The organism is Neisseria shayeganii 871 (genome assembly GCF_000226875.1).
GTDB lineage: Bacteria > Pseudomonadota > Gammaproteobacteria > Burkholderiales > Neisseriaceae > Eikenella > Eikenella shayeganii.
This window is the reverse complement of record NZ_JH164926.1, coordinates 1,882,408-1,893,626: the sequence shown is the minus strand read 5'-3', so window position 1 is coordinate 1,893,626 and position 11,219 is coordinate 1,882,408. Positions and strand designations below refer to the sequence as shown.

General features: G+C 60.4%; 12 protein-coding genes. 6 read left to right on the top strand and 6 right to left on the bottom strand.

Annotated elements, in window-relative coordinates; genetic code table 11:
- Positions 1 to 147 precede the first annotated feature (147 nt).
- A complete protein-coding gene (dinB, locus tag HMPREF9371_RS08845; protein WP_040660424.1) occupies positions 148 to 1,245 on the top strand; it encodes a DNA polymerase IV in 1,098 nt (365 codons plus the stop codon).
- A gap of 51 nt (positions 1,246 to 1,296) precedes the next feature.
- The gene (locus HMPREF9371_RS08840; protein ID WP_232203140.1) at positions 1,297 to 2,499 is read left to right on the top strand and encodes a benzoate/H(+) symporter BenE family transporter; all 1,203 of its coding nucleotides are present in this window, start codon (positions 1,297 to 1,299) and stop codon (positions 2,497 to 2,499) included.
- A gap of 191 nt (positions 2,500 to 2,690) precedes the next feature.
- Here HMPREF9371_RS08840 and HMPREF9371_RS08835 read toward each other — a convergent pair whose 3' ends face one another.
- The 4 genes from HMPREF9371_RS08835 to HMPREF9371_RS13595 all read right to left on the bottom strand — a co-directional run bounded on the left by HMPREF9371_RS08835 (position 2,691) and on the right by HMPREF9371_RS13595 (position 6,258).
- Positions 2,691 to 3,470, bottom strand: coding sequence for a BPSS1780 family membrane protein (locus tag HMPREF9371_RS08835; RefSeq protein WP_009119720.1), 780 nt, complete (start codon positions 3,468 to 3,470; stop codon positions 2,691 to 2,693).
- 76 nt (positions 3,471 to 3,546) lie between these two features.
- Entirely contained in the window at positions 3,547 to 4,059 is a 513-nt protein-coding gene (locus HMPREF9371_RS08830) for a GNAT family N-acetyltransferase (RefSeq protein ID WP_009119719.1), read from the bottom strand.
- A gap of 61 nt (positions 4,060 to 4,120) precedes the next feature.
- Positions 4,121 to 6,004, bottom strand: a complete 1,884-nt coding sequence (gene dxs / locus HMPREF9371_RS08825; protein WP_009119718.1) for a 1-deoxy-D-xylulose-5-phosphate synthase — start codon at positions 6,002 to 6,004, stop codon at positions 4,121 to 4,123.
- 86 nt (positions 6,005 to 6,090) lie between these two features.
- Positions 6,091 to 6,258, bottom strand: coding sequence for a lipoprotein signal peptidase (locus HMPREF9371_RS13595; protein WP_232203139.1), 168 nt, complete (start codon positions 6,256 to 6,258; stop codon positions 6,091 to 6,093).
- Between the two features lie 389 nt (positions 6,259 to 6,647).
- On the opposite strand from HMPREF9371_RS13595, the gene HMPREF9371_RS08820 reads away from it, so the two are divergent.
- Together HMPREF9371_RS08820 and HMPREF9371_RS08815 are read left to right on the top strand one after the other, a co-directional pair.
- On the top strand, positions 6,648 to 6,971 hold the full coding sequence (locus tag HMPREF9371_RS08820; protein ID WP_040660423.1) for a DUF485 domain-containing protein: 324 nt from the start codon (positions 6,648 to 6,650) through the stop codon (positions 6,969 to 6,971).
- A complete protein-coding gene (locus HMPREF9371_RS08815; protein ID WP_009119714.1) occupies positions 6,968 to 8,644 on the top strand; it encodes a cation acetate symporter in 1,677 nt (558 codons plus the stop codon). The genes HMPREF9371_RS08820 and HMPREF9371_RS08815 overlap by 4 nt, the downstream gene beginning before the upstream one ends.
- A gap of 107 nt (positions 8,645 to 8,751) precedes the next feature.
- Here HMPREF9371_RS08815 and HMPREF9371_RS08810 read toward each other — a convergent pair whose 3' ends face one another.
- Both HMPREF9371_RS08810 and HMPREF9371_RS08805 read right to left on the bottom strand, forming a co-directional pair.
- Complete coding sequence (locus HMPREF9371_RS08810) at positions 8,752 to 9,144, bottom strand: hypothetical protein (protein ID WP_040660421.1); 393 nt, start codon at positions 9,142 to 9,144, stop codon at positions 8,752 to 8,754.
- A gap of 99 nt (positions 9,145 to 9,243) precedes the next feature.
- On the bottom strand, positions 9,244 to 9,711 hold the full coding sequence (locus HMPREF9371_RS08805) for a hypothetical protein (protein WP_232203095.1): 468 nt from the start codon (positions 9,709 to 9,711) through the stop codon (positions 9,244 to 9,246).
- An 80-nt stretch (positions 9,712 to 9,791) separates the two neighbouring features.
- On the opposite strand from HMPREF9371_RS08805, the gene HMPREF9371_RS08800 reads away from it, so the two are divergent.
- Positions 9,792 to 10,433: a flavin prenyltransferase UbiX gene (locus HMPREF9371_RS08800; protein WP_009119711.1), complete on the top strand. Its 642-nt coding sequence runs from the start codon at positions 9,792 to 9,794 to the stop codon at positions 10,431 to 10,433.
- A gap of 241 nt (positions 10,434 to 10,674) precedes the next feature.
- Positions 10,675 to 11,196 (top strand): hypothetical protein, encoded by a 522-nt coding sequence (locus HMPREF9371_RS08795; RefSeq protein WP_009119710.1) that lies wholly within the window; start codon positions 10,675 to 10,677, stop codon positions 11,194 to 11,196.
- Positions 11,197 to 11,219: the final 23 nt, after the last annotated feature.

The following is an 11,219-nucleotide window of genomic DNA, read 5'->3' as shown; positions in this document are numbered from 1 at the left end:
GATCGGCTGGGTATGTAATTAATTAAATCGAAACAGCTCTAAAGGCTACCTGAAACGGCGTTGCAGCCGTTTTCAGGTAGCCTTTTGTGCCGCCGGCGCTTCGGATTGATTACAATAACGGCCCCGTTTCCCCGATTGCCGTCTGTCATGTCTGCCGTTCCGCCGCGCAAAATCATCCACATCGATATGGATGCTTTTTTCGCTTCCGTCGAACTGTTGCGCCGCCCCGAGCTGTGCAGCCGGCCGGTGGTGGTGGCGTGGGAGGGCGCGCGTTCGGTGGTGTGCGCGGCCAATTACGAGGCGCGCAAATTCGGCGTCCGTTCCGCCATGGCCCTGGCTACCGCGCGGCGGCGCTGCCCGCAGCTGGTGTGCCTGCCGCCTGATTTTGCGCGTTATCGGGCGGTGTCGGCGCAGATTCACGCTATTTTCCGCCGCCACACCGACATCATCGAACCCCTGTCGCTGGACGAAGCCTATTTGGATGTCAGCCGCCCCTTGAGCGGCCACCGCTACGCCCGCGACATCGCCCAAGCCATCCGCGCCGAGATTCGGGCGGAAACCGGGCTCACCGCCTCGGCGGGCGTGGCGCCGAACAAGCTGATTGCCAAAATCGCGTCCGACTGGCGCAAGCCGAACGGGCAGACCGTGGTGGCGCCCGAGCAGGTGCTGCGTTTCCTGCACCCGCTGCCGCCGGCCAAAATTCCCGGCGTGGGCAAAGTCACCGCTGCCAAAATGGCCGACTTGGGCATCCGCACCATCGCCGACATGGCGCAATGGCCGCGCGAACACTTGGTGCTGCATTTCGGCCGCTACGGCCACCGGCTGTACGATTTGGCGCGCGGCATCGACGAGCGGCCGGTGCGCCCCGAGCGCGAATATAAGCAGGTGTCGGTGGAACACACCCTGGCGCAGGATGTGCCGCTGGCCGGCCTGTTGCCGATGCTGCCGGGCATTGCCGAGGAAGTGTGGCGGCAGCTGGCGCGCAAACGCTATGCCGCCCGCCGCCTCACCCTCAAGCTGAAAACCGCCGATTTTCAGGTGCTCACCCGCTCCGCCACTTATTCCGCGCCTTTTGCACGGGCGGCGGAATTGGCCGCCGCCGCCGCGGCCTTGTCGGCCAAGCTGCCGCCCGACCGGCACTACCGCTTGGTGGGCATCGGCGTGTCCCATCTACAGGACATCGAATGCCAGCCGGTGTTGTGGCCAGAAGAGGGCGCTTGGTCGGCAGACGGTCAGGCTACCTGAAACTCTCTTCTTGTCCGCTGTATCGCCGGTTTGTTTTCGCCCTTGTTTTTAGTGTTGAGCCTACCGCTTTCCCGTTTTGCCGATGTGATGAAACTGCCGTTTACCTCCGCCCATTTTTCCGCCGCCGTGGCCGCCATGCTGGTGTCTTACGGCAGCAGCGCCGTCATCATTTATCAGGCGGCGCAGTCTTTCGGCGCCACCGATGCGCAGATTGCCTCGTGGTTCACCATACTCGGCTTGGTGTGCGGAGTATTGACCTGGGCCTTGAGCGTGCGCCACCGCGCGCCGGTGATGATTGCTTGGTGCACGCCCGGCGCGGCGATGATGGTGGGCTTGGAGGGCGTGTCGCTGCCGCAGGCGGTGGGCGCGTTTATGTTTGCGGCCGGACTGATGTGGCTGGTGTCGGCCACCGGCTTTTTCGACCGCTTGGTGCGGCAGATTCCCGCCACGCTGGCGGCGGCGATGCTGGCGGGGATTTTGATCAATTTCGGCAGCCGCGTGTTTGTGGCGATGCAGAGCCAAACCGCCTTGGTCGGCCTGATGCTGGCGGTGTATCTGCTCGCCAAAATCCGTTTTCCGCGCTACGGCATTCTGTTGATGCTGTTGGCCGGTTTCGCGTATGCCGCTTTGGGCGGCATGCTCGATTGGCAGGCGTTTCGGGCCGCGCCGCCGCATTTGGAATGGGTGGCCCCGCAATGGCATGCCGGCCATCTGATTGGCGTCGGCATTCCGCTGTTTATTGCGGCTTTGGCCCCGCAGAATGTGCCGGGCATGGCGGTGATGCGTGCCTACGGTTATCAGACGCCGGCCAAACCGCTGATCAGCAGCGCCGCCGCAGCCACCGTGTTGACCGCGCCGCTGGGCACGTTTATGGTGAATTTGGCCGCCATCAGCGCCGCCCTCTGCATGGGCGGCGAAGTGGATAAAGATCCGCAGCGTCGCTATCTGGCCACCGTGCTGTTGGCGGGGTTTTATCTGCTGTCGGGGGCGGCCGGCGGCATGGTGGTGTCGCTGTTTGCCGCTTTGCCGGGCGAATTGCTCACCGCCTTGGCCGGCATCGCCGTATTCGGCACCCTGCAGGCCAATCTGTTGGCCGCCTGGCAGGACGAAGCCACCCGCGAGGCTTCTTTGCTCACCCTGCTGGCCAGTGCCTCGGGCATGAATCTGCTCGGCATCAGCAGCGCTTTTTGGGGCTTGCTGATCGGCTTGGCGGTGTATCATCTCAACCGCTGGGTGTCGGCGCAGCAGGGTTGAGCGGGGAAGAGAGCATCGGACAACCGGCTGAGACCTTTGCAACCTTTTCCCCATCTGCGGCGCATTTCTGCGTTGTGCGCTGCTACGCCTTGAACGGCATCCACATCTGAGGGTTTTGCAAAGGTTTCAGGCTACCTGAACGTATTCAGGTAGCCTGTTGGTTTGCCCGGCATACTGAGCGATTGTCTGCCTTACGGTTTCTTGAAAAATACGTCGCGGTAAGTGGTATAGGGCAGAACCAGAATCATCGGTATCAACACCAGAAAGCCGAGGCCAAACGTCAAGACGGCAGCTGCTACCGCCAGCGTGAACAGAATCAGGCAAAGGCCGGCGGCACCGATATTGCGGGCAAAGGCCTGCCAGCTTAAGCCCAGTGCACGTTTAACGGTTTTGTTCTGCAAAATTATCAGCACCGGTGCCAAATAGAAAGTGGCGGCATAGAGCAGGGTCAGCAGAAAAGTGAGTGCCATGAAGACGGCGGAATAAAGCTTGTCGGTGCCTTCATGCATGCCGCCGAGGGCGTTAAACAGCATGACCATCACGACGGACGCAACAGCCATCAACAGCATATAGGCGAGTGATAAACCCACCAGTGCGCCCAGCCGGCCGGCATGGTTTTGAAAGCCGTTCAAAATATCGTCGAAGGTAAAACGACCGTGTTTGTTCACTTGGTCAGCCGCATAGGAAAAGCCGGCGACCAAAAAGATGTGTGCGGCCATCTGCAAAATGCCGCCGACATAGGGGATGAAGGCAAAAAACAAATGGACGACAAGATAGAATAGGCCGGCAACCATCCATAAGACAGGTTGTCGTTTGAAAACGAGCCAAGCGGCGCGGAACCAGGCAATTGCACGGCCGGCCGGCACGACTCGTGCTTCGCCCAGATAGCCGTCGTCAGCTTGGGTGGGCCAATCGTTTTCTTCCAGTATCTTAGGGGCGGCGTAAGGTCGGGTGAAATCGTGATGGTCCATGTCCTCTCCTGATGGGTGGCCCAAAGCGGCGGTATGGCGAATGAAGGAACCGGTTTGGAGCGGATGCCGCCTGCTTTCAGGTAGCCCGATGTTCTGCGCGTGGGAGCGGCAATAACCACAGTTGACGTTGGTAGCCGTGTTCGCTGACCGGCTCGGCTTGTAAGGCAAAGCCGTGTTTGCGCAGGATGTGCGCCGAGGCGTGGTTGGCGGGGTCGGTGAGGGCGCGCAGGCGATGGATGAATCGCAGCTCGCGTGCCCGAGCCAGCAGCTCGGTGCAGACGGCAGAAGCAAGGCCGCGTCCCCAGTAGTCGGGGTGCGGCAGGTAGCCGATTTCTGCTTCGGATGCGTTGGGGCGGTTGATTTGCAATTTGCACAAACCCATCAGCTGGCCGTTGCGGTCGCGCAGGTAGAAATAGCCGCAGGCCGGATGCAGCAGGTTGCGGGCCTGTATGGCGGCGTATTGGGTTTCGGCTTCCGTTGCGCCCAATGTCCGGCCGCTGATCAAGGCCATGATGCGGGGGTTTTGCACCAAGCTCAGGTAGTCGCCGAATTGGCTGGCTTCGGTTTTTTGCAGAATAAAGTGTGGCATTCGGGGATGAGGGAAAAAGAAGGGGCCGCAAACCGGTGCGGCGGTTTGCGGCCGTTGGGTATCAAGCCTGTTCAGGTAGCCAAGCGGCAATGCGCTGTTCGATTTTGCCGGCGCTCAAGCCCATGTCGTCGAGTAAGACGGCGGGGTCGCCGTGTTCGGTTACCACATCGGGGATGCCGAGTAGTAGGGTGGGGCGGCAGAGGCCGTGTTGTGCCAGCACTTCCAATACCGCGCTGCCGGCGCCGCCCTGTACGGCGTTTTCTTCGATGCAGACCAGGCGTTCGTGCTGCTGTGCCAGTTCGATAATCAGTGCTTCGTCTATCGGCTTCACAAAGCGCATATCGGCCACGGTGAGATTGAGTGTTTCTGCGGCGGTCAGCGCGGGTTGCACCATGCTGCCGAAGGCGAGCACGGCGGTGCCGTGGCCCCGGCGGCGGACGATGCCTTTGCCTAAAGGTACGGTGTCCAAGCCTGAAGTAACGGCGGCACCGCAGCCGCTGCCGCGCGGGTAACGCACGGCGGCCGGCTGCTTGAGGGCGTAGCAGGTGGAGAGCAGCAGGCGGCATTCGTTTTCGTCGCTGGGGGCGGCCACCACCATATTGGGGATGCAGCGCAGGTAGCTCAAATCGTAGGCGCCGGCATGGGTGGGGCCGTCGGCGCCGACGATTCCGGCGCGGTCGATGGCGAACAGCACGGGCAGGTTTTGCAACGCCACGTCGTGAATCAGTTGGTCGTAGGCGCGTTGCAGGAATGTGGAGTAAATCGCCACCACCGGTTTGACGCCTTCGCAGGCGAGGCCGGCGGCGAAGGTAACGGCGTGCTGCTCGGCAATGCCGACATCGAAATAGCGTTCGGGAAACTGCTGCTCGAAGGCCACCAGGCCGCTGCCTTCGCGCATGGCGGGGGTAATCGCCACCAGTTTCGGGTCGGCAGTGGCTTGGTCGTGCAGCCAGTCGCCGAAAATCTGGGTGTAGCTGGGTTTGGCGGGAGCTGCCGGTTTGGACGGGCCTTCGGCGGGGTTGAATTTGCCGACGGCATGAAAGCCGACGGGGTCGTTTTCCGCCAGCGGGTAGCCTTGGCCTTTGCGGGTGAGCACGTGCAGCAGCTGCGGGCCTTTGCGCTGTTTCATCTCGCGCAGGACGGCCACCAGCTTGCGCACGTCGTGTCCGTCCACCGGGCCGGTGTAATCGAGGCCGAAGTTGTTGAACAGGGAGTTTTGCCCTCCCTGCACTTCGTCCACCATGCTGCGGATGCGGTTTTCCACGCGCTGGGCGATGTCCAGCGCGCCGGGCAGTTTGTCGAGCACTTTTTCCGATTTGTGCTTGATGCTGCGCAGGGCGCCGCGCATATCGCGCACCACTTCGGAGGCGAGGTATTTGGGCAGGGCACCGACGTTGGGGGAGATCGACATTTCGTTGTCGTTGAGGATGACCAAGAGGTCGGTGTCCATGGCGCCGGCGTTGTTGAGCGCTTCAAACGCCTGGCCGGCGGTCATGGCGCCGTCGCCGATGACGGCCACGCTGCGGCGCGGGCTACCTGAAAGCCGGTCGGCCACGGCCATGCCCAAGGCGGCGCCGATGGAGGTGGAAGAGTGACCGACGCCGAAGTCGTCGTATTCCGATTCGGCCCGTTTGGGGAAGCCGGCCAGGCCGCCGCATTGGCGGATGGTGTGCATGCGCTGTTTGCGGCCGGTGAGGATTTTGTGCGGATAGCTTTGGTGGCCGACATCCCACACCAGATGGTCGTGCGGGGTGTCGTACACATAATGCAGCGCCACGGTCAGTTCGACGGCCCCGAGGTTGCTGGCGAAATGGCCGCCGGTGCGGCCTACGCTCTCCAGCAGGAAAGTGCGCAGTTCGTCGGCCAGCTGCGGCAGTTGCTCTTCGCGCAGGCGGCGTAAATCTTGCGGGGAATCAATGGTGTCGAGAAGGGGCGTTTGGCTCATGGCTTGGGCTTTTTTATCGGTATGGATCGCGGCAGGATTATAACAAGTTTGACCGCCGGCGGCGCATTTCTGTCGGTGCGGGTGTTTCAGGTAGCCTGAGACCTTTGCAAAACCTCCAGATGTGGATGCCGTTCAAGGCGTAGCAGCGCAGCGAGTGCAGACATATCAGATAGATAGGCAAACGAGTGAGCAGCGCACAACGCAGAAATGCGCCGCAGATGGGGGTTTTGTAAAGGTCTCAGCCTGAAGGGCAGGGGCAGGGTGCGGCAGCCGTCTGTTTCGGCCAATATCGCGTCAGGCCATGGCCAAATTTTCATCTGCGGCGCATTTTGTGGCGCCTGTATGCCCCAGGATGTGTTCGCTTGTTCTACTGGGTATCGGACAACTCTTTCCCGCAGGGGTTTCCGCTGTTCACCTTCTTGGCGCTGTCTGGCTGTGAAGTGCATAACTGTCAGGGGTGTCATGGCTTTCTCTTGTTTCTTGTGCCAAAAAATATAATAGAAAACATATTCTTATTTTTGAATCATTAGCAGGGATGATGCGTTTCATTCAAAAAAAAAATTGGCCTAAGCAGGCGGGGCTGTTTTTTAATGCGCTACCGTTCCGCCGCATCCGGCGGCCGGGCAGACAAAGGAGTCAAATCATGGAAAGAGAAACGGCAAAGCGGATTCTGGAGCATCCCGAATTCCGCCGGATGGCGCGGAAAAAATCCGTGCTCGGCTGGGGCTTTTCGGCCTTGGTGTTTGTGATGTATGTGGTGTACATCGCCTTTATCGGCATCAGCCCGGAGAGCTTTGCCGTTCCCGTGTCGGAAGGCGGCATCACCACCTGGGGTATTTACATCGGCCTGTTTGTGATTGTGTTTTCTTTTGTAATTACCGGCATTTATGTGCGCAAAGCCAACGGCGAATTCGACCGCATGACCCGCCGCGTGATCGACGAAGTGATGAAAGGAGGCCGCCAATGAAAGCATGGAAAACCTTGCCCTTGTGGTTGGGCCTTTCAGGTAGCCTGTGGGCCGATGCGCTGACCGGCGATGTGGAAAAACAGGCGCTCAATGTGCCGGCCATCATCATGTTTTTTATCTTTGTGGCGGCCACGCTCTACATCACCTACTGGGCGGCCAAGCGCAACAAATCGTCGAAAGACTTCTACACCGCCGGCGGCGGCATTTCGGGCTTTCAAAACGGTTTGGCGCTGGCGGGCGACTATATGTCTGCCGCTTCCTTCCTCGGCATTTCCGCCATGGTGTTCACCACCGGCTACGACGGCCTGATTTATTCCACCGGCTTTTTGGTGGGCTGGCCGATTGTGCTGTTTCTGATTGCCGAGCGACTGCGCAACTTGGGTAAATTCACCTTTGCCGACGTGGCGGCCTACCGCTTGAAACAAACGCCGGTGCGCGTGTTTGCGGCCACCGGCACGCTGTTGGTGGTGGCGCTGTATCTGATTGCGCAAGTGGTGGGCGCGGGCAAGCTGATCGAGCTCTTGTTCGGCCTCGACTACCACTGGGCGGTCATGATTGTGGGCGTGCTGATGGTGCTGTATGTGCTGTTCGGCGGCATGTTGGCCACCACTTGGGTGCAGATCATCAAAGCCGTGATGCTGCTTTCCGGCGCCAGCTTTATGGCGATTATGGTGCTTAAAGCGGCCGACTTCAGCCCGGAAATCATGTTTAAAAACGCCACCCAAATCCACGAAAAAGGGCTGGACATCATGGCGCCCGGCGGCTTGGTGAAAAACCCGATCGACGCCATTTCCCTCGGCGTGGCGCTGATGTTCGGCACCGCTGGCCTGCCGCATATTCTGATGCGTTTCTTCACCGTGCCCGATGCCAAAGAAGCGCGCAAATCGGTATTTGTGGCCACCGGCTTCATCGGCTATTTCTACATCCTCACCTTCATCATCGGCTTCGGCGCCATCATGTTGGTCACCAAAGACAACCCTAACTTCTTCCACGAAGTGATGCGCGACGGCAAACCGGTGATCGAGATGATCGGCGGCACCAATATGGCGGCGGTACACCTTTCCGAAGCGGTGGGCGGCGATTACTTCCTCGGCTTTATTTCCGCCGTGGCCTTTGCCACCATCCTAGCCGTGGTGGCGGGGCTGACCCTCTCCGGTGCTTCCGCCGTGAGCCACGACCTGTATTCTTCGGTGATCCGAAAAGGCCACGCCACCACCGCGGAAGAGATGAGAATGTCGAAAATCGCCACCTTGGCTCTGGGCGTGTTGGCCATCATCTTGGGCATTGCCTTTGAAAACCAAAACGTGGCCTTTATGGTGGGCTTGGCCTTTGCGCTGGCCGCGTCCGGCAACTTCCCGATTCTGATGCTCTCGATGTTCTGGAAGGGGCTGACCACCCGCGGTGCCGTGGTCGGCGGCTTTGCCGGCCTGCTCAGCGCGGCGCTGCTGATCATTCTCGGCCCGACCGTGTGGGTGAAAGTGCTGGGTTTTGAAAGCGCCATCTTCCCCTACGGCAACCCGGCCATCTTCACCATCCCGCTGGCCTTTATCGTGGCGTGGATTGTGTCGGTGACCGACCAATCGGAGCAGGCCCAGGCCGACCGTGCCGGCTACGAAGCGCAATATGTCCGTGCGATGACCGGTATCGGAGCGGCGGAAGCCAGCGACCATTAATCTCTTGCTGAGGCAGATCAAACCAAAGGCTACCTGAATGTTTTCAGGTAGCCTTTTGGGTATGCGGTACTGCTTATGCGGATTGTTTACGGCAACAGAGTGTTGTTTTATTGGCCGCCGTTTTGCTGCTGCAGCCGTGCGGCGCGCTCTTGGAAAGCCTGATGTTCAATCGGGGTGAGAATCCAGATTTCCATGATCTCGCCCGCTCCGTTGCGGCGCAGCGCGACCACTTTGCCGGCGTGCTGCGGCAGCATGCCGTGGGTAATGAAGCGGTTGTTTTCGTCTTTGATGCGTACGCCCTGCACCATATTGAAGGTTTGGGCGCCGTCCAGCCAGCCCAAGCTGAGCAAGCGCAGCCAAGAAAAGCCTTGGCTGGTGAGTTCCGCCTGCGGGAATTGGGCCGATTTCAATACCGCCACTTCCATATTGTCCACCGGGAAGCGTTGCGCCCAAGCGGCCGAGCTGAAGCCGAGCAACAGCAGCAACAGATATTTTTTCATGTGTGACTCCCTTGTTTGTTCGAGCATTCCGGCATCTTGGCCTGCCGTGGCGGCATCATAACGGAAACGCGGGTTTTCAGGTAGCCTGCTGGCCGGTGCTTATTTGCAGCTATTGGGCAGGTTGCGCCAGGCGCGCGATAGGGTGGTGCCGTTGGCATACAGCTTGATGGTGGCGCTGCCGACGCCGCGTTGGTGCACATCCATCAAAATACCGTCTTTGCGGGTAAAGGGATTGTGCAGGGCCACGGTTTGCACGTTGTTGGTGTAGCTGCGGATTTGCAGGAAATCGTCGGGCAGGCGGAAGCGGGTTTGCAGTTGCTGTTTCAGACATTGCACCACCGCTTCGGTGGAGCGGCTGCTGTCCACGTTCACGTCGGGCTGCGTGGGGCGCTCGGGCAGGCTGCGGAAGTCGTACGAAGTGCGGCTGTTGCCCAGCTTGACGTCATCGTCGTAGCGGATATTGGCCTGATCTTTGCGGATGGCGGCGGCTTCCGGTGTGGCGGCCTGGGGCAGGGCGCAGGCGGTCAGCAGCAGAATCGGCAGGCAGAGCAGTAGGCGGGGGTTCAAGATGTTTCCTCCGTGACGCGGACAGGGTGGGAAAGCGGCTATAATAACAGCCCTGCAAACCATCCCGAAAGCGTTTAACCATGCTTTACCCCTCTGTTTCGCGCCCCGTCCGCACCGTTACGCTGGCTTGGACCGGCGCTTCCGGCCTGCCTTACGGCCTGAGGCTGCTGGAATGCCTGGTGCGTGCCGACATCACGGTTTGGCTGCTGTATTCGCAGGCGGCACAGATTGTGGCGCAGCAGGAATGCGGTCTCACGCTGCCTTCTCAGCCCGCACAATGCCGCGCCGTGCTGTGCGAACGCTTCGGGCTACCTGAAAACAAACTGCTGGTGTTCGGGCGCGACGAATGGTTTGCGCCGCCCGCCTCAGGCAGCAACCCGGCCGATGCGATGGTGATCTGCCCGGCCAGCATGGGCGCGGTGGCGGCGGTGGCGGCCGGAACCTCGGACCATCTCTTGGAGCGGGCGGCGGATGTATGCATCAAAGAGCGGCGGCCCTTGGTGGTGGTGCCGCGGGAAACGCCGCTGTCGGTCATCCATTTGGAGAATCTGCTCAAGCTGGCGCGTTTGGGGGTAACCGTATTGCCGCCGGCACCCGGGTTTTACACCCACCCGCAAAGCGTTGCAGACATGGTGGATTTTGTGGTGGCGCGTATTCTCGACCAGCTCGGCGTGGCGCACGGCCTGCTGCCCAGGTGGGGCGAAGCGGCAGAAAAAGCTTGACACCGCCGATTGCGCTGCATTAAAGTGCCGCACCATGAATACGCAAAACCGCTTCTCTTTCGCTTATTTTTATTGGTACCACACAGCCGTGCGGTACTTTTTCGCGTGCGCCTAAAACGCACAGCCAGCGAATAGAAAAGCCACCGCCCGGAAACCCACCGAGCGGTTTTTTTATTGCCCCGGCAGGCCGCTCGATTGTAGAAACGACACCATGAGCCGACCAGCCGATAAGGAACCTCCCATGAACGCCGCTTTGAAAACCGAATGCCGCCCCGCCGCCCAAACCCGAGCCGCCGTTGAGCTGCAACGCTGGTATTTGGCGGTGGACGGCAACCAGCACCGTGCCGACTTGCAAACCGCCGCCCCGGCCGGCAAAGCGTTTATGCTCAGCGAAGCCCTGCTGCCGCAAATCCGTACCGTGGCGTGTTTGATTGCGGCCAAACGCCACCGTTTCGACGGCCGCAGCCCCGAGGTGTTCACCGAAGAAGCCGATTGGTTTGCCGCCCGTATTTTGGTGTTGGGCGTGCGGGTGTTCCATCTGGATGTGACCCTGATTCCGATGCTGAAAACCGCCAACCGCCGCGCCGCCGAATTTGCGCGCGAACGCGGCCTGTCCTTCACGCCCGCTCAAATGCGCATGAGCCTGCATGCCGACCGCCCGCACGGCGGCCTGATTCTCGAAAACGCTTGCTTTGCCGAGCAGGATTTGGGTTTGATCGGCAATACCTTGGCTTTGGCGAAAACCCTGCCTGCCATCGGCTAAACGGTTTTTCTTCACGCCCCGTG